Origin of the sequence: Bradyrhizobium sp. I71, from assembly GCF_022354745.1 — a bacterium.
GTDB classification, from domain to species: Bacteria; Pseudomonadota; Alphaproteobacteria; order Rhizobiales; family Xanthobacteraceae; genus Bradyrhizobium; species Bradyrhizobium liaoningense.
Genome location: NZ_CP059398.1, coordinates 1,160,371 through 1,178,416 on the forward strand (window position 1 = coordinate 1,160,371; position 18,046 = coordinate 1,178,416).

The 18,046-nt window shown below is 63.6% G+C and carries 17 protein-coding genes; 12 read left to right on the forward strand and 5 right to left on the reverse strand.

Going from position 1 to position 18,046, the window contains the following annotated elements:
- Positions 1-6 precede the first annotated feature (6 nt).
- Genes FJV43_RS05745 through FJV43_RS05770 form a run of 6 tightly spaced genes read left to right on the forward strand, consistent with a single transcriptional unit; the run spans position 7 to position 5,828 of the window.
- Complete coding sequence (locus FJV43_RS05745; protein ID WP_239625286.1) at positions 7-1,926, forward strand: N-acetylneuraminate synthase family protein; 1,920 nt, start codon at positions 7-9, stop codon at positions 1,924-1,926.
- Complete coding sequence (locus FJV43_RS05750) at positions 1,926-2,615, forward strand: acylneuraminate cytidylyltransferase family protein (RefSeq protein ID WP_239625288.1); 690 nt, start codon at positions 1,926-1,928, stop codon at positions 2,613-2,615. The genes FJV43_RS05745 and FJV43_RS05750 overlap by 1 nt, the downstream gene beginning before the upstream one ends.
- A complete protein-coding gene (locus FJV43_RS05755; RefSeq protein WP_239625290.1) occupies positions 2,608-3,372 on the forward strand; it encodes an SDR family oxidoreductase in 765 nt (254 codons plus the stop codon). The genes FJV43_RS05750 and FJV43_RS05755 overlap by 8 nt, the downstream gene beginning before the upstream one ends.
- Positions 3,369-4,217, forward strand: a complete 849-nt coding sequence (locus FJV43_RS05760) for a TIM barrel protein (RefSeq protein ID WP_239625291.1) — start codon at positions 3,369-3,371, stop codon at positions 4,215-4,217. Before FJV43_RS05755 ends, FJV43_RS05760 begins: the two co-directional genes overlap by 4 nt.
- Positions 4,214-4,975: an SDR family NAD(P)-dependent oxidoreductase gene (locus FJV43_RS05765; protein ID WP_239625293.1), complete on the forward strand. Its 762-nt coding sequence runs from the start codon at positions 4,214-4,216 to the stop codon at positions 4,973-4,975. Before FJV43_RS05760 ends, FJV43_RS05765 begins: the two co-directional genes overlap by 4 nt.
- Before the next feature lie 13 nt (positions 4,976-4,988).
- Positions 4,989-5,828 carry an SDR family oxidoreductase gene (locus FJV43_RS05770; RefSeq protein WP_239625295.1) on the forward strand — a complete coding sequence of 280 codons (840 nt, stop codon included), beginning with the start codon at positions 4,989-4,991 and terminating at the stop codon, positions 5,826-5,828.
- 65 nt (positions 5,829-5,893) lie between these two features.
- On the opposite strand, the gene FJV43_RS05775 is transcribed toward FJV43_RS05770, so the two are convergent.
- Both FJV43_RS05775 and FJV43_RS05780 read right to left on the reverse strand, forming a co-directional pair.
- On the reverse strand, positions 5,894-6,817 hold the full coding sequence (locus FJV43_RS05775) for a hypothetical protein (protein ID WP_239625297.1): 924 nt from the start codon (positions 6,815-6,817) through the stop codon (positions 5,894-5,896).
- Positions 6,818-6,827: 10 nt separating this feature from the next.
- On the reverse strand, positions 6,828-7,604 hold the full coding sequence (locus FJV43_RS05780; RefSeq protein ID WP_239625299.1) for a hypothetical protein: 777 nt from the start codon (positions 7,602-7,604) through the stop codon (positions 6,828-6,830).
- 428 nt (positions 7,605-8,032) lie between these two features.
- Here FJV43_RS05780 and FJV43_RS05785 point away from each other — a divergent pair, with 428 nt between their 5' ends.
- Positions 8,033-8,917 (forward strand): class I SAM-dependent methyltransferase, encoded by an 885-nt coding sequence (locus FJV43_RS05785; RefSeq protein ID WP_239625301.1) that lies wholly within the window; start codon positions 8,033-8,035, stop codon positions 8,915-8,917.
- Between the two features lie 42 nt (positions 8,918-8,959).
- Here the strand turns inward: FJV43_RS05785 and FJV43_RS05790 are convergent, their stop codons facing one another.
- Positions 8,960-10,369: a DUF6418 domain-containing protein gene (locus tag FJV43_RS05790; RefSeq protein ID WP_239625303.1), complete on the reverse strand. Its 1,410-nt coding sequence runs from the start codon at positions 10,367-10,369 to the stop codon at positions 8,960-8,962.
- A 10-nt stretch (positions 10,370-10,379) separates the two neighbouring features.
- Positions 10,380-11,144 carry a hypothetical protein gene (locus FJV43_RS05795; RefSeq protein WP_239625305.1) on the reverse strand — a complete coding sequence of 255 codons (765 nt, stop codon included), beginning with the start codon at positions 11,142-11,144 and terminating at the stop codon, positions 10,380-10,382.
- Positions 11,145-11,680: 536 nt separating this feature from the next.
- On the opposite strand from FJV43_RS05795, the gene FJV43_RS05800 reads away from it, so the two are divergent.
- The 5 genes from FJV43_RS05800 to neuB all read left to right on the forward strand — a co-directional run bounded on the left by FJV43_RS05800 (position 11,681) and on the right by neuB (position 17,479).
- Positions 11,681-12,883, forward strand: a complete 1,203-nt coding sequence (locus FJV43_RS05800) for an HAD-IIIA family hydrolase (protein ID WP_239625307.1) — start codon at positions 11,681-11,683, stop codon at positions 12,881-12,883.
- Between the two features lie 134 nt (positions 12,884-13,017).
- Positions 13,018-14,037, forward strand: coding sequence for an NAD-dependent 4,6-dehydratase LegB (locus tag FJV43_RS05805; RefSeq protein WP_239625310.1), 1,020 nt, complete (start codon positions 13,018-13,020; stop codon positions 14,035-14,037).
- A 19-nt stretch (positions 14,038-14,056) separates the two neighbouring features.
- On the forward strand, positions 14,057-15,241 hold the full coding sequence (locus FJV43_RS05810; protein ID WP_239625312.1) for a LegC family aminotransferase: 1,185 nt from the start codon (positions 14,057-14,059) through the stop codon (positions 15,239-15,241).
- Positions 15,234-16,412 carry a UDP-N-acetylglucosamine 2-epimerase gene (neuC, locus tag FJV43_RS05815; RefSeq protein WP_239625314.1) on the forward strand — a complete coding sequence of 393 codons (1,179 nt, stop codon included), beginning with the start codon at positions 15,234-15,236 and terminating at the stop codon, positions 16,410-16,412. The genes FJV43_RS05810 and neuC overlap by 8 nt, the downstream gene beginning before the upstream one ends.
- A complete protein-coding gene (gene neuB, locus FJV43_RS05820; protein WP_239625316.1) occupies positions 16,409-17,479 on the forward strand; it encodes an N-acetylneuraminate synthase in 1,071 nt (356 codons plus the stop codon). Before neuC ends, neuB begins: the two co-directional genes overlap by 4 nt.
- Here neuB and FJV43_RS05825 read toward each other — a convergent pair.
- Positions 17,476-18,045 (reverse strand): acetyltransferase, encoded by a 570-nt coding sequence (locus tag FJV43_RS05825; protein ID WP_239625318.1) that lies wholly within the window; start codon positions 18,043-18,045, stop codon positions 17,476-17,478. The genes neuB and FJV43_RS05825 overlap by 4 nt on opposite strands.
- Between the last annotated feature and the right edge of the window lies 1 nt (position 18,046).

Consider the following 18,046-nt stretch of genomic DNA (forward strand, 5'->3'; position numbering starts at 1 on the left):
ATGTTGATGACATCGCCCAAACAGTCTGCTCCGGTCCGCATTGGCAACCGTCTTCTGGGCGAAGGCGAACCCTGCTACGTCATCGCCGAAATCGGCAACAACCACAATGGCGACTTCGACCGCGCCATTGCGCTGGTCGATGCCGCGGTCGCGGCCGGGGCAGATTGCGCGAAATTCCAGATGCGCAAGCTGGACGAAGTCTATCGCGCCTCGAGCCTGTCCGGGAAGGACGACGACCTTGCCGTCGAATATACGCTCGATCTCCTTCGCCGCTTCGAGCTGCCGACCGCGCAGCAAAAGAAGATCGCCGAGTACTGCGCAGCCAAGGGTATCGAGTACCTCTGCACGCCCTGGGACGCGAAGAGCGTCGCCGTGCTCGAAGGCTTCGGCGTGCAGGCCTACAAGATCGCCTCGGCCGACCTCACCAACCTGCCGCTGCTCGCTCGCCTCACCGCCACCGGCAAGACGCTGATCGTCTCGACCGGCATGAGCACGACGGACGAGATCAAGGCCGCGGCGAAATTCCTCGACGACCGCAATGCCAGCTACGCGCTCCTGCATTGCCAGAGCACCTATCCGGCAGCGCTCCACAACATCCACCTGCGTTTCATGGAGACGCTGCGCGAGATTCATCCGGTCGTCGGCTATTCCGGACATGAGCGCGGCATCGCCGTTTCGACGGCCGCTGTCGCGCTCGGCGCGGTGATCATCGAACGCCACATCACGCTCGACCGCGAGATGGAAGGTCCGGACCATGCCGCGAGCCTGGAGCCGGAGGAATTCAAGGCACTCGTCTCCGGCATCCGCGAGGTCGAGGCGGCGCGCGGCGAGAAGCTCGCGGAACGCGCGCTGAGCCAGGGCGAGCTCATCAACCGCGAAAACCTCGCCAAGAGCCTGGTGGCCGCACGCGGCCTTCCGGCCGGTACGATGATCACCGAGAGCGACATCGCCGTGAAGAGCCCGGGACAGGGCCTGTCGCCGTTGAAGATGCCGGCGCTGCTCGGCCGCAGGCTGACGCGGACGATGGCGGCGGACGACTATTTCTTCCAGAGCGACCTCGACGAAGGCGTCGCGAAGGCACGGCGCTACCGTTTCGGCCGGCCCTGGGGTGTGCCGGTGCGTTATCACGATACCGCCCGCTTCCTGGAGATCTGCGAACCCGACATCATCGAATTCCACCTCAGCTACAGCGACATGGAACGCGATCCCGCGGCCTATCTCTCCGGCACCTATGATCTTGGCTTCGTCGTGCATGCGCCGGAGCTGTTTGCCGGCTCCAAGCTGATGGATCTTGCAACCCCCGACGAGGCGCTGCGGCGCTACTCGCTGGAGCAGACGCAAGCGGTGATCGACATCACCCGCGGCCTCAAGAAGTTCTTTCCCAAGACCAAGCGCCCGCCCATCGTCGCCAATATCGGCGGCTTCACCATGGACGAGCCGCTGCCGCCGGAGGAGAAGGCCGAGCGCTATCGCATCTTTGCGCAGAGCTTGACCGAGCTCGACATGGACGGCGTCGAGCTGACGCCGCAGACCATGGCACCGTTCCCCTGGCATTTCGGCGGCCAGCGTCATCAGAACATCTTCATCTTCCCGGAGGAGTCGGCCGCATTCTGCGCCAAGCATGATCTGCGCATGTGCGTCGACATCTCCCACACCAAGCTCGCCGCCAATCATTTCGGCTTCGACTTTGCACAAGGCCTCGCCCAGCTCGGGCCGCACACTGCACATCTGCATTTCGGCGACGCCAAGGGGCTCGACGGCGAAGGACTCCAGATCGGCGAAGGCGAGATCGATTTCGACGAAATCGGACAGGTGCTGCGCAAGCATGCGCCGACGGCGTCATTCATTCCCGAGATATGGCAGGGTCACAAGAACATGGGCGAAGGCTTCTGGACCGCGCTCGAGCGTCTCGAGGGACACATCTGATGGCGCGCAAGACGCTGGCCGTGATCGCCGCGCGCGGCGGCTCCAAGGGCATCCCGCACAAGAACCTGCTCGATCTCTGCGGCAAGCCGCTGATCGCCTGGACGGTCGAGCAGGCGCGCGCCGCACGCGGCGTCGACGTGGTGGCGGTCTCGTCGGACAGTGACAATATCCTGGCCGCCGCCGAGGCCGCCGGCGCCGTCGGCGTGCGGCGTCCGGATGACATTTCGGGTGACCTCGCCTCCTCCGAATCCGCCTGGCTGCATGCCCTTGATGCGACCGAGGCGAGCATGGGACGGTTCGAGCGCATCGTCGCACTTCAGGCCACGTCGCCGATCCGCGAGCCGGGCGACATCGAGAACGCGCTTGCAACCTTCGATCGCGACCATCTCGACAGCCTGCTTTCGGTCTGTGAGGTCGAGGATTACTTCAACTGGCGGATCGGCGCGAGCGGACCGGAGCCGATCAATTACGACTATCGCAACCGCCGCATGCGGCAGCAGATCGAGAAGCGCTACCTCGAGAACGGCTCGTTCTACGTCCTGATCCCATCCCTCCTGCGCGAGCAGAACAATCGTCTCGGCGGCAAGATCGGCTTCCACGTGATGGAGCGTCACAAGATGTTCCAGATCGATCGTCCCGAGGACGTCAAGCTTTGCGCCGCCATCATGCGCAGTTACGGCTATGCCTGAGCTCAGCGCCTTCTCTCTCGCAGGCAAGATCGCGGTGGTCACCGGCGCCTCGCGAGGTATTGGCGCAGCGATTGCCAGCGGCTTGCAAGGTGCGGGTGCCACGGTGTTCGGCCTCAGCCGGTCCGGGACCGCGCCGCAGGGCGTCACTGCCATTGCCTGCGATCTCTCCGACGATGAAGCGATCGACAACGCGTTCCGCGCCATTGCGGCAAAAGCCGAACGCATCGACGCGCTCGTGAATGCCGCCGGCATCAGTCTTCCGGCCCAGAGCGCCGAAAGCGAGCTCGCGCGCTTCCGCGCCACGGTGGCAACCGATCTTACCGGCGTCTACGCCACCATCCTCGCCGCCTATCCGCTCCTGAAGAACGCCGGCTCGGCCGCAATCGTCAACGTCACCAGCATCAACTCGATCCGAGGCTTTCCCGGCAATCCCGGCTACGTGGCGGCGAAGGCGGGCCTTGCCGGGCTGACGCGGGCACTCGCCGCCGACTACGCATCCGACGGCATCCGCGTCAACGCGCTTGCACCGGGCTATGTCGCAACCGAGATGACCGCGAAGAGCTTTGCCGATCCGGTCATGCACGAGGCGAGGCGCCGCCACACCATGCTCGGCCGCTGGGGGCAGCCCGCCGACATGATCGGCGCCGCCATCTTCCTGGCGTCGGACGCCTCCGCCTACGTGACCGGCCAGGAAATCTTCGTCGATGGGGGCTGGACCACCAAGGGCCTCGCCATCAGCTCGGATAGCACATCGTGACCGCAACATTGCAACGCATCGGCTTCATGCAGGGACGCCTGTCGGCACTGGTCGACGGCAAGATCCAGGCGTTCCCGTGGAATGAATGGCGCAAGGAGTTTCCCCGCGCCAAGGCACTCGGCCTGACGCGAATGGAATGGACCATCGATCAGGAGCGGCTGCGGGAGAACCCGCTGATGACCGAGCCGGGACAACAGGAGATTCTGACACTGTCGCGCGAGAACGGCGTGCGCATCCCGAGCCTGACCGGCGATTGCTTCATGCAGGCGCCGTTCTGGAAGGTCGATGCCGTCGTACGCGACGCGCTCGTCGCCGACCTCGACCTCCTGATCGCCGCCTGCAGCCGGATCGGCATCGAATTCGTCGTGATCCCGCTGGTCGACAACGGCAAGATCGAGCGACAGAGCGAGAGCGATACGTTGAAGCGCGTGCTGCTCGCGCGTTCGGAGACACTTGCGAGGCGCAATATCAGGATCGTCTTCGAGTCCGATCTGCCCCCGCGCGAGCTTGCCCGGTTCATGGAGGCATTTCCGGCGGAGGTCTTCGGCATCAACTACGACAGCGGCAACAGCGCTTCGCTCGGCTACGACAGCGCCGAGGAGATCGATGCCTACGCACCGCGCATTCTCAACGTGCATGTGAAGGACCGTGTCAGGGGCGGCACCACCGTGCCGCTCGGCACCGGCAATGCCGACCTTGCGAAGACAATCCGTCTGATCGAGCGATCCGGCTACAAGGGACAGTACATCCTGCAAACCGCGCGAGCCAGCGACGGCGATCACGCCGGCGCGCTGGCGAAATATCGCGACATGACGGTTCGCTGGATCGAGGACGCAGCGCGATGAAGCTCGAGCTGAACGATCGCGTCGCCCTCGTCACCGGCGCCAGCCGTGGGATCGGGCTTGCGATCGCAACGACGCTCGCAGCGGAAGGTGCCAAGGTCGCGCTCGCCGCGCGCGGCACGGATGCGCTGGATGCCGCACGGGCCGCGGTCGGCGGGAGCACATCGGTACACGTTGCCGATGTCACCGATCCGGCTGCCGCGGCGACGCTGGTGCAGGAGGTCGAACGGCAGTGGGGGCGCCTCGACATTCTCGTCTGTAACGTCGGCAGCGGCGCTTCCGTGCCGCCCGGGAAGGAAACTGCGGCGGAGTGGGCGCGGGTGATGGATCTCAATCTCTTCGCCACGACCAACGTGGTCGAGGCCGCCCGGCCGTTGATGGCGCGCGGCAGCGGCGACCGGGCCATCGTCTGCATCTCTTCGATCGCGGGCATGGCGGCGCTTGGCGCGCCCGTCACCTACTACGCCGCAAAAGCCGCGCTGAATGCGACCGTGCGCGGCCTGGCCCGGCCGCTGGCGCTCGAAGGTATCCGCATCAATGCGGTGGCACCGGGCAACATCCTGGCCGCAGACGGCACCTGGGCGCGCAAGCTCGCCGAGGACAGCGCTGCGGTCGAGGAGATGCTCGTCCGCGACGTGGCGCTGCGCCGGCTGGGCAAGCCGGAGGAGGTCGCCGACCTCGTCGCCTTTCTCGTCTCGCCCCGCGCTTCATTCATCACCGGCAGCGTGATGGTCGCCGACGGCGGCCAGTTGCGTAGCTGAACAGGAGCCTCCGATGGCAAGCCCGTCCTCACGCTATGACCTGACCGGCCGCACCGCTCTCGTGACCGGCGCGGGCGGCCTGCTCGGGCGGCAGCATGTCGCCGCGCTTTCGGAAGCGGGCGCGCGCGTCGTCGTCACAGACGTCGGGCTTGCGCAGGCCGAAGCAGCCGTTGCCGCGCTCAAGCAGAACACGCCGTCCGCCGACCTGATCGCGCTTGCGATCGACGTCACCTCCCTTGACTCGGTGCGGGCTGCAAACGAGCAACTTTCCGGCCGCGGTGTCTCCATCGACATCCTCGTCAACAACGCGGCGATCGACCCCAAGGTGACCTCCACACCCGGCGTGATGCATTCTTCCCGCTTCGAGGCGTTTCCGGTGCCGCAATGGCAGACCGAAATCGCCGTGGGCCTGACCGGCGCGATGCTGTGCGCGCAGGTGTTCGGCGGCGCGATGGCCAAACGCGGTCGCGGCGTGATCCTCAACATCGCCTCCGATCTCGGCGTGATCGCGCCGGACCAGCGAATCTACCGCCAGCCACAGGCGACACGCGAGGAGGAGCAGCCGGTGAAACCCGTGACTTACTCGGTGATCAAGCACGGCCTGATCGGGCTGACGAAATATCTGGCGACCTATTGGGCCGACCACGGCGTCCGCGTCAACGCGATCTCGCCCGGAGGCGTCTTCAACAACCAGGATCCCGCCTTCGTCGAGCGGCTGACGCGCCTGATCCCCATGGCTCGCATGGCCGATGTCGACGAATACCGCGCTGCGGTGCAGTTCCTCTGCTCCGATGCCTCGAGCTACATGACCGGGCAGAACCTGGTGATCGACGGCGGGAGAAGCGTGTGGTAGCGGCGGCACTATCGCTCGTAACGGAGGCGAGACAACACTGCCCTGCTCTCCGATGATCGATTTCCCTAATGCTGCAAAATACCGGCGAGATTCATATGCGCTGGCCGCGAATGCTCGATACCCAGCAGTGTTCGCCGGTTATCGTTCGTGCGCTGTAGATGCAGACTCGCGAGCGTGACGCCTACGCAGGTCGTGACGGTGGATCCGCGGCCGCCGAACGGCTTTAGGAAGTCGAACACCCGACTGCCGAACATGTCGACGACCGACATCTCGCGCGCCCCGAGCGGCGGAATCTCGCCGAAATCGGCCTCGATCTGCTCGCCATCCTCGCGGATCAGCTTCGATGTCGGCCGCGCCGCATGAGCATATTCGGGATCGGAGGAGTGATTGATCAGCATCAGACTGCTGACGATGTCGCTGGTCGCAATGATCTTCGGATTGATCCCGGTGAACCCGATATGCGCCTTGAGTCTGCCTTCGTTCAGGGGCCGGGCAAAGGCTCCGGTGCGATAGATCGCGACGTTGTCCTGATCGATATAGGTCATCGAATAGCTGGCAGGCGAGGATCGGAAGCCGTCCATACGCCCGCGCGACATCACGGCGATGACCAGATAATCCTCCTGTGGCAGCTTGAGCGAGGCGAAAAGACGCGACAGCTCGATCTCGACGGAGGAACCCGGCGCATAATTGTCCGGAAACTCGTAGGTCGCCCGGTACTCGCCGTCGCGGGACAGGATGTGCAGCTTGAACCTGAGCTTCTTGCTGAAGCCCGAGGCAACCAGGCTGGCGAGTTCGGGAACGAGATCCTTGACTGTTTCGCGGAAATTCTTGCGCAGGCTGCCGGCGACGAGGCTGCGGAGATACCTGATGTCGACGGGGCGATACCAAGCAGGGATCGAGAAACCCATGCGCGACTCGACACCCGCAAAGGTCGGGAACATGAATCTGGGCTCGTAGGGCTTCCAGGGACTGGACGAGAAACGTGTCACGGACGCGCCCCTAAAAATGATGCAAGCTGAATTTGCCGTTTGCAAACTCATAATAGCTGAACGGGCTGGCGATGTTGGTGCCCTTGAACTCCAGAGCGAAACCTTCGGCCGCGCCGATCAACCTTTCAGCCTCGGGGAAAAGATCAAGCGTGCTGATGCGGACGGCTCCCATCGGCGCGATCTCCGGCAGCGCGCGCTGGCCCAATGCAGTGCCATCCAGGGCCATGAGCCGGGCGGTCCCAACCGAGACGCCCTCGGGCGCCATGCAGGAGTTCACGAGCACCACGCCGGACTCCTTCAGGAATCGCGTAAGATAGGATTGCATCCAGGCCGAGGTCGGGAACGGCGCCGCCGCCACGGGTTCGCGCTCGTGTGACAATGTCACCGCACCGTGCTGCGAGAAATATTGTGCATAGTAGCCGGTGGTCACCTTCCGTCCGGGACGAAGCTTGGTCTCGTGCTTCGGGACCAGCGCCATCGCCACCGTTCCCGAAACCTGCGGACACAGCTCCGAAGTCTGCAACTGCAGCTGTCCGTTGATGCCGAGCTCCCTGTGGAAATACCCGGCCTGCGTGCCCGCTCCGTCGAAGAGCCAGACATGCGCATCCACTTCCGGATGATCATTCATAAAGATCGAGAAGTAGTTGAATGCGCAGACTTGCGTCGTGACGGTCTCGTCGTTGCGCAGGTAGAGCACGGCGGGCGGATAACCTCTCGCGACGGCCTCTCCGATCTGCAGTTCACCGGACATTCGATAAGACTCGGCGGGAGAGCAATGGACCGGCACAGACCAAATCGACCGGCAGCTTTCGACAAACCATACGCGATTTTCCGGCCCGCATGCTGAAACGTCGACGTAATTTGAGCGTCTGTTTACGCTCAGCCGACCGTTGAATCAACCGGGAATGGCGCCACGCCGAGCTGTTCCGAATACACGGCTCGCCACGAGCATGTCAGCAGCTTGGAGGGCAACCTGTCTCTGCGGCCGCGACGTAGCCGGAAAAGAGGCACTTCGACCTCGGTCGGACTTGCCCCCGAGCCCGCCTCGCAACCTTGCGTTGCGTCTGCCGCTCCCATATAACCAAGCTAGCTATGCGACTTGATCCCTGCCTGAACAGCCGGATCAGGGCCCACCCTGGACACCCAGCATGCTTCAACGACCGTTCGTCAGCGCCACGCCAACCACGGCGTCCTTTCAGCCGAGGAATCACTGACGTGCGCTGGCAGACAAAGGCGCGAGCGTTCTCGGTGCTGTCGAGCATCCCGTTCGGCGAAGACATCCACTACGCCCTGCAGCGCTACGTCACACGGCGGCTGCCGCGGCCCGAGAAGCAGGTCAAATCCGTCTACACGCTCGCGCAGCGGCTGCTGGGCGTTCACGAAGCGTACAGTCTACGGCCGCTACGGGATTCGACCTGCTTCGAGTTCGGCACCGGGCGCGATCTGATCATTCCGCTCGCCTTCAGCGCGCATGGAGCGCAGCGCTTCATCACGGTCGACATCGCGCGCTTGGCCAAGCTGGAGCTGATCCGCTCCAATGCCGCCGTCATTTCCAGACTCAGCGGCACCAGCCACCCAGATATCAATTCCCTAGACGACCTCGAACGTTCCTGGAGGATCGACTATCGCGCGCCAGCCGATGCCCGGACGACAGGCCTGCCGGCCGGTTCGATCGACTGCGCGGTCTCCGTCGAAACGCTCGAACACATTCCCAAGGATGACATCGCGGCGATCTTGAAGGAGCTGCGACGCATCATCCGTCCTGATGGACTGGTCCTCATGCAGATCGACTATGGCGACCACTTCAAAGGCTTCGATCCGTCCATCAGCTCGTTCAACTTTCTGACCTATTCCGAGGAGGATTGGGCGCCCTTCCAGTCGCGCTTCCAATACGTCAATCGTTTGCGCCACAGCGAGTATCTGAAACTATTTAGAGAGGCCGGGTTTGAGCTACTCAGCGATCGGCCCGATCGCCGGCCGCCGGAGCGGCATATTCTGGAACGATTGGCACCATGCTTCAGAGGCTTCTCCGAAGAGGATCTGTTCACGCTTGGCTCCCTGATCATCGGCCGTCCGGCCGATCCATCGAACCGAAATTGAAGATCGCCGTTTGCTCGTTGCTGGGCAGAATTGCGGGCTGTGTCAGGGCAATTGCGGACGTCGTACCACAAAGCGGCGAAACAATCGAGTCCTGTCGGCCAGCACCCACGGAAGAATGGGCGCCCGCTCCTCGATAATGATTGCCGCAAACAGCGCAGCAATCTTCACCCAATATGTCGGCGTCGCGACGAAGTTCAGCATGCCGCCGATGTACATCACGTAGATGCCGTACAGCACGTAGAAAGATAGAGCCGCCGTCACATATCGTTCGGCGATGATCGACCGGATCATGACAGCTGAGAGGAGCGCAGTGAGCCAACCGGCCCCCAGCAGGAATATCCAGCCGAAATAAGGACCAAACAGTTCGAAGAAAATTTCGGGAAATCCGCCCGCGAACTGAAAACCGCCTGTGATGTGTTCCGTCGTCCGCGGCTCACCAATGGTTTCGGACATCAGAAGCTGCGGGGTCGTGTTCCGTCCCGCAACGATGGGGCGGTCGAACAGGAAATCGAAGGCGTGGCGCGCGTCCCAATCTCCGTTGACCAGAACGCGTTGATAGGACGCCCATCCTATCTCCGAGGGCTGCACCAGAACGCGCTCGACAAAAGCATCCAGCGCCGCCTGACCTTCGAACCCTCGGACCCTGGTCAGATTCCAATAGAGCGCGAATGCAATCATCATGGCGATCAGCACAATGACGCCGGTGCCGGCCAGCACGATGCGGCGGTCGCTAACCCGGGGCAGCAAGCTGAACAAACTTGCGCTCCCGAGATCTCGCGCCTGAACGATCAGCACCGCGGAAAACGGTATGACAAAGAACGCACAATATCGGTAGAACGGCGAGAAGCGCCCGCCTGCGAGAAACATGTAGAAGGTGAGGACGGCCAGCAAACCCACGAAGCGGTAATCGTATCGCTGGCGCCGCAATCGCTCGGCCACAAACATGGTCCCCCACCAGAAGCAGAGCATGTCGCCTCGCTCGACCACCAGGCGATGGAGGAAGCTGGCCTGTTCGTTGAAGGTCCAACGCTCGATCTTGGCAAACAGCGGAATGACACCTCCCTGAATCAGGGCACCGAAAAGCAAGATTAAGAAGAGGACGGACGCGTAGAACGTGACGTCCGAAAGGGTCAGTTGAGATTGGGACGCAGGCAGTCCGGGAGTTGGAGCCGCCCGTGCCCATTCATCGAGCGCCCTCGCATTGAAGACCCAGAGGAAGGGAAGAAGCGTCAGAAAATACGCGATCGACTGGAACACCGTCATGACGCCGGGTCCAATGAACATTTCAAGCTGGGACGAGAACACGGGCCCCGTGAGATCGATATAGAGCGACGAGATCGTCCGCCATGCGAAGGTAAACAAAAGGAAGGCAAGACAAATGAGGATCGCCGACCTGAACAGCCCCAGCCAGACGAAGAAGAGTAGTATGGAGGCTCCAGCCAGAAGGGTCATTGCCTAAGTCCTAGCCGAGACGCGCCGGCCGCCTCAGAAAGAAGGTCAAAAGACCGACGAAAAGCAGAATGCCCAAGCCCGCCAGGATGGCTCTCTGCACGAGATTAACTTCCCTCGGCCCTTCCGTCGCGGGAGACAAACCATCTTGCGGCCCCGTCATTTTCACGGTGCGTTCGATATAGGCCAGCAGAACAATGCGCGTATCAACATTGAGCATCCTGTCGACCGAAGCCCCTGGACTCTCAACGAAAGCAGCCCCGATGGAACCCCCGTCCGGCCGAGCCGGCGCCAAGTCCATACTGCTCTTCCTCAATGCATCGTTGAGCAGCACTCTCGCATCTTGCAGGCGCGCGCGCACCGAATGCAACAACTCCATCCTCGGCTCGAATAATCTCTGGTGTGCGACCTGGATCGCAAGAACAGCCTGTTGAAGCAGGGTTGCCGCCTCCTCCTTCGAGGCGGAGCTCGCCTCCAGGCGGATCGACGAATCGCCAACAACGATCCCGCGCAATGAGGCTCCGCCGAACGCCCCACGCGAGTCGGGAAGCGCCTTTCGAGCATCGGCCAGAACAGTGCTCTGAAATTGGACCGCTCCGATTCGCGTCACCAGATCACGGGCACTCTCCACGGGTTCAACTCCTGCCCCAGCGAGCCCGAGAATACTTTGAAGAGTGGGCATCGTACCGATCGCGATCGTCGAGGTCGCGGTCCAGGATTCCACCTTTCGGCCGACGGCAAGGGAGCCAAGAGCAGCCAACAAGATCGCCCCGATCATGAGCGAAAGGACCCAATGTTTCCGCGCTGCTCGGACAGCAACATGGAACCATCTCGCGAGCTGCAGAAACGCTGGAGCTCGCGGCGTACGCTCGGCCATCGGCATGTGACTCTTGTCCCCGGCAACCCCCACAACACGGATGGGGAACCCGGTCATCATCATACTGAGCTATCTCTGGTTGATCAATCGGCCATGGCCAAGGGCTCTCGATGAGCGAGCCTCGTATGATCGCCCACCTCCGCCCGGCCGGTTCGTTCGACAAGAGAATCCACGACTTCTCCCTTGCTCGTTGCCTCCGGGCGTCGCTAAGCGTAAACAGAGCCCGCAACAGTTCCTGTCGCAGCGGGCAGCTCGCCATTGACGGGCGTTGGTGCGGGGGCTTTTTCACTCAGTGTCGCGTTCGCCAAGCGTTTGTCGAGGATCGACCGACGTTGGGAGACGATCCGGCCACCACAGCTCGATCCAACGAGAGCAAGAACCTTGAGACAGACATTTGCTGCTCACCTTCAACTGAGGTGCCGATTGGGAGAGCCGTCATGCTGAGACAGGCTGTCGTCCTCGTCGGGGGACTCGGCACCCGCCTCGGCGAACGCACCAAAGCCGTGCCGAAGCCGATGCTCGACGTTGGCGGCTGGCCGTTTCTCGACACGCTGCTCGACGAACTCGTACGCTACGGCGTGTTCGATGAAATTCTTCTGCTTGCGGGCCACAAGGCGGAGATCGTCGAGACGCACTACGCCGCGGCCGCCAGGGGATCGACGCGAATCATCGTGTCGCGCGAGCCCGAGCCGCTCGGCACCGGCGGTGCGCTCGTGCATGCGCGCGACCTTCTGCATGATCGCTTCCTGATGCTCAACGGCGATTCGCTGTTCGATTTCAACCTGCTCGACCTGATCGTGCGCGCCCAAGGGGGACGCGTTCACATGGCACTGCGCGACGGCGTCGTCGGGGACCGCTATGGACGCGTCGTCCTCGACGGTGACGTAGTGCGTGACTTCATCGCCCCGGGTGTGGGTGCTACGGGACCGGTCAATGCCGGCATCTACGTCATCGACAAGTCCATTCTTGCCGATATCACGATGCTTCCCGCCTCGCTCGAGCAGGACGTATTTCCTGGCCTGACCAAGTCCGGCGCACTGCGCGGCACGGCCTATCGCGGTTACTTCATCGACATCGGCATTCCCGACGACTTTGCGCGCGCCGACCGCGAATTGCGGAACAAGCTGCGTCGGCCGGCCGTGTTTTTCGATCGCGACGGCGTGCTCAACCATGATTCAGGATATACTTTCGAGCCGCACAGGCTCGAATGGATCGAGGGCGCACGCGAGGCCGTGAAGGCCGTCAACGACGCCGGCTATTTTGCCTTCGTCATCACCAATCAGTCCGGAGTCGCACGCGGCTACTACGAGGAGCATCACGTGGTCGCGCTGCACCGCTGGATGGCGGACCAGATGGCGCTGATCGGCGCGCATGTCGATGCATTCGAATATTGCCCCGATCACCCCGAAGGAACCGTCGCGCGCTATTGCCGCACGAGCGACCGGCGCAAGCCGGCGCCGGGCATGATCATCGATCTCGCACAGCGCTTTCCGGTCGACATGACGCGCAGCATGGTGATCGGCGACAAGCCGAGCGACATCGAAGCCGCTCGTGCGGCCGGCCTCGCCGGCCACTTGTTCGAGGGCGGCAACCTGGAGACCTTCATGAGACAGCGCCTCATCCCGGCCGGCCGGGCCTAGGCGCGCGTCACGAAAACTGCTGCATCCCCGGGCATTTGGCAGCTTTCCGGCGCTGCTCTGTTGCGCGCGACCGCCAGTGTGCTATAGCGCCATCTTGTTGCGAACACAGGCTTAATCGCCTTCTGGGGTCCGGCATGGCAGATCTAAGGGACGCCCGCGTCCTCGTTACCGGCAGCGACGGCTTCATCGGTTCGCATGTCGTCGAGGAGCTGGTGAAGGCCGGGGCACGCGTCAAGGCGATCGTCTACTACAACTCCTTCAATTCCTGGGGCTGGTTGGACACGGTTCCCGCTGACATCATGAAGTCCGTGGAGGTGGTCGCCGGCGATATCCGCGATCCGCACTTCATGATCGCAACCGCCAGCGGCTGCACCGACGTGCTGCACCTGGCGGCGCTGATCGCGATCCCCTTCTCCTACGTCGCGCCCGACTCCTATGTCGACACCAACGTCAAGGGCACGGTGAACGTGCTCCAGGCGGCGCGCATGGCGGGCGTGCGGCGCTTCGTGCAGACCTCGACCAGCGAGGTCTACGGCACGGCGCAGATCGTTCCGATCAAGGAGAACCATCCGCTGGTTGGCCAGTCACCCTACTCGGCCTCGAAGATCGCATCCGACCAGATGGCGCTGTCGTTCCACGCCTCGTTCGACATGCCGGTTGTCGTGATCCGCCCGTTCAACACCTTCGGCCCCCGGCAGTCGGCGCGCGCGGTGATCCCGACCATCATCAGCCAGATCGCGACCGGCAAGCGCAAGATCCGTCTCGGCGCCGTCAGTCCGACGCGGGACTTCTCCTTCGTCACCGATACCGCGCGCGGCCTCATCGCTGGCCTTACCGCGCCGGCCGAGCAATGCGTCGGCCAGACCATCAATCTCGGCAGCGGCTTCGAGATCTCGGTCGGCGCGACCGTCGAGATGATCGCCGATGTCATGGGGACCACGATCGAAATCGAGACCGACGAGACGCGCCTCCGTCCGGCCAACAGCGAGGTCGAGCGGCTCTGGGCCGACAATTCCAAGGCACGCCAGCAGCTCGGTTGGAGCCCTGAATTCGGCGATGTCGAGGGCATGCGTCGCGGCATGGTCAAGACCGTCAACTGGTTCACCAATCCCGCAAACCTCAACCGCTACAAGGCTGACGTCTACAATGTCTGAGGTGATGGTGGACAGTGTCATGACCAGCTCAGACTTCAAGCCGGAGACGATCGTCGATGCCGTGCGGCACGCGGTGGGGACGCCGAACGGCGTCCTCGGCCTGCACGAACCGGTGTTCGCCGGAAACGAGATCGCCTACCTCGAAGAGTGCATCAAGAGCACCTTCGTTTCCTCGGTCGGCCCCTTTGTCGATCGGTTCGAGCGCATGCTGGAGGAGGTCACCGGCGCCAAACGCGCGGTCGCCGTCGTCAATGGTACGGCCGCGTTGCATGCCTGCTTCAGGCTCGCCGGCGTCGAGCCCGGCGACGAGGTCATCTCGCCAGCGCTGACCTTCATCGCGACGACGAACGCGATCGCCTATTGCGGCGCAGCACCGCATTTCGTCGACAGCTCGCTTGCCACGCTCGGCATGGATCCCGGCGCACTCGCGGTGCGCCTCGGGGCGATTGCGGAACGGACCGCAGGAGGCGCGATCAATCGCGAGACCGGACGCCGCATCGCGGCGATCTCGCCGATGCACACGTTCGGGCACCCCGTCGCACTCGACGAGATCGCAGCGATCGCACACGACTGGGGCATCGCGCTGGTGGAGGATGCCGCGGAATCGCTCGGCTCGACCTACAAGGGTCACGCCGTCGGATCGCAGGCGCGGCTCGCGGCGCTGAGCTTCAACGGCAACAAGATCGTCACCACCGGCGGCGGCGGCGCCATCCTCACCAATGACGAGGAGCTGGGACGCCGCGCCAAGCATCTCACCACGACCGCGAAGCTGCCGCACAAATGGGCCTTCGTGCATGACGAGATCGGCTTCAACTACCGCCTGCCCAACCTGAACGCCGCGCTCGGTTGCGCCCAGCTCGAGCAGCTCGACGGCTTCCTGGCGAGCAAGCGCCGGCTGGCAGCCGCCTATGAGCGTGTCTTTGCCGATGTGCCCGGCGTGCGGTTCTCGCGCGAGCCCGCGGGTACGACCAGCAATTACTGGCTGAACGCGGTCCTGCTCGACGAGGCGCATGCCGAGCGGCGCGACGACGTGCTCACGGCACTGAACGAGGCCGGCTTCGGCGCGCGCCCGGCCTGGACGTTGATGCACAGGCTGCCGATGTTCGCGCAAAGCCCCCGCGGCGATCTTTCCACCGCGGAATCCATAGAACGCCGGCTGATCAACCTGCCCAGCAGCGCCAGCATCAGGCCCCGCGATGAGTAGTCGCGCACGAAAAATCTGCTTCGTCACCGGAAGCCGGGCCGATTTCGGCCTGCTGGTCTGGCCGATGCGCGCAATCCGTCAGACGCCAGGCCTGACGCTTCAGCTCATCGCCACCGGCATGCATCTCGCGCCAGAGTTCGGCTACACCTTCAACTCCATCCGCGAGGAAGGTTTTGAGGTTGACGAGCGCATCGAGACGCTTCTGAGCAGCGATACCGGCGCCGGAGTCGCCAAATCGGTCGGACTCGGCGTGATCGGCTTTGCCGACGCCTTCACGCGGTTGCAGCCGGATCTCGTTGTCGTGCTCGGCGACCGGTTCGAAATGTTCGCGGCCGCGCAGGCCGCGATGTTCATGCGACTGCCGATGGCGCATCTGTTCGGCGGAGACGTCACTGAAGGCGCGGTCGACGAATCCACGCGCCACGCCATCAGCAAGATGTCGCATCTGCATTTCACCAGCAATCAAGGCTCGACGCGGCGATTGATGCAGCTTGGCGAGCACCCGTCCCGCATCCATACCATCGGCTCGGTCGGCATCGACGCCATCAAGCATCTCGATCTGATGGACCGCGACGACATAGGCGACGCGATCGGGATGCCGCTTGGCGAACGCAATGCACTCATCACGTTTCACCCCGTCACGGTCGAAGCCGGGCGGTCGGTGGCCGAGTTGGAGGAGTTGTTCGCTGCCCTGTCGACACTCGATCCCACCTTCCGTCTTGTTTTCACGCTCGCCAATGCCGATGCCGAAGGGCGCGCGCTGAACGATCGGACCAAGGCCTTCGCGGCGCGCCGGCCGAACACGATCGCGGTCGCCTCGCTCGGGCAGCTCCGCTACCTCAGCCTGATGAGCCAAGTAGACGTGGTGATCGGCAACTCCTCGAGCGGCGTGCTCGAAGCACCCTCCTTCGGCGTTCCCACGGTGGATATAGGCGACCGTCAGAAGGGGCGTGAGCGCGCGGCCTCGGTGTTTCATGCAGCGCCCGAACGTGGCGCAATTGCCGCCGCGATCTCGACAGGACTCCAGCGTGGGCGCGAAGCCACCGTCAACCCCTACGGCGACGGTGAATCCAGCCGGCGATTTGCCGACATTGTCGCCGACATCCCCGATTTCAGGCGGCTTCTGGCCAAGGGCTTTTACGAACTTCCTGCAAGCGGAGCGCGGCCATGACGACGCACACGCTGATCATCGCGGAAGCCGGGGTCAATCACGACGGCAGCCTGGAAAAGGCGCTGGCCTTGGTCGATGCGGCAGCCGATGCCGGAGCCGACATCGTCAAGTTCCAGACCTTCAATGCAAAGGCGTTGGCGGGCGGCGCGGCGAAGAAGGCCGACTATCAGCAGCGCACCACCGATGCCGGCGAGAGCCAGCTAGCCATGCTCGAACGTCTCGAGCTGCCGCAGGCCGCGCATGAGACGCTGATCGCGCGCGCCAAGGAGCGCGGCATCGAATTTCTGTCGACGCCGTTTGATGATGCTTCGCTCGACTTCCTTTTGTCTCTGAAACTGGCGCGCATCAAGATTGGTTCGGGCGATCTCACCAATGCGCCGCTGCTCCATGCAGCGGCGAGGGCCGGCGCCATGCTGATCCTGTCGACCGGCATGGCAACGCTCGGCGAGGTTGAGGAAGCGCTGGGTGTATTGGCCCATGGCTACGCGCATCGCAGGGATCCCGCAGGCATCGCCTCGTTCCGCGCAGCATGGCGCGATCGGGCGGCACGTGCCGCGCTGGCGCGGCACGTCAGCCTGCTCCATTGTACGACCGAATATCCCTGCCCCATCGCCGATGTGAACCTCGCCGCGATGGCCACGATGCGATCGGCGTTCCAGCTTCCGGTCGGTTATTCCGATCACACCGATGGGTTCGAGATTTCGATAGCCGCGGTCGCGCTCGGCGCGACCATCGTCGAAAAGCACCTGACGCTGGATCGCAACGCGCCCGGCCCCGACCACGCTGCCTCACTCGAGCCGGACGATTTCAAGCGCATGGTCGGCGCCATCCGCAATGTCGAGACCGCGCTCGGCGACGGCGTGAAGACGCCGAAGGACTCCGAAATCAGGAACGTCCCGGTGGCGCGCAAGAGCATCGTGGCGGCGCGCGCGCTGAGGGCCGGCGAGATCATCGGACCGGCCGACATCACGGCCAAGCGGCCGGGCACCGGGCGGCCGCCGATCGACTATTGGTCCTTGATCGGAACGGCGGCGCCGCAGGCGCTTGACCCGGACGACCCGGTTTAACGACGGGGCTTAGCAGGAACCCCGCGCAGCACGGACCCGGGCGGCCATGAAGCCGTAACGACGGAACCCATCGCCACCAGCGTATCATTGCCAATGGAAATGTGATCGCGGACCCGGCTGCCGAGCCCCACAAAGGAGTTGTCGCCGATCTCTGCACCGCCGCCGACCACGGTTCCGGGAGACAGATGCGTGCAGTGCCCAACTCGCACATCGTGCTCGACGACCGCGCCGGAATTGATGATGCAGTGATGGCCGATCATGCTGCGTGCATTGACGATCGCACCCGGCATGATGACGCTGCCCGCGCCGATCGTTGCCGAAGGCGAGACGAACGCGCGCGGATGGATCACCGACGCCCAGCGCTTGAGCTGCAGCCGGCCGATCAATTGCCGGCGCGCGGGCCCCGCCTGCATCGTTCCGATCCCGACCACGAAGGCGGCATCCGGATAGTTGGGCGCAACGTCATCGGTTCCGAGGTAGGGCGCATTGCCCAGTGTACCCGGCTGGCGATCGAGGAAGCCGACGACGTTGAACTGGCCCGACAGGAGAGCGGCCTCATAGACCATG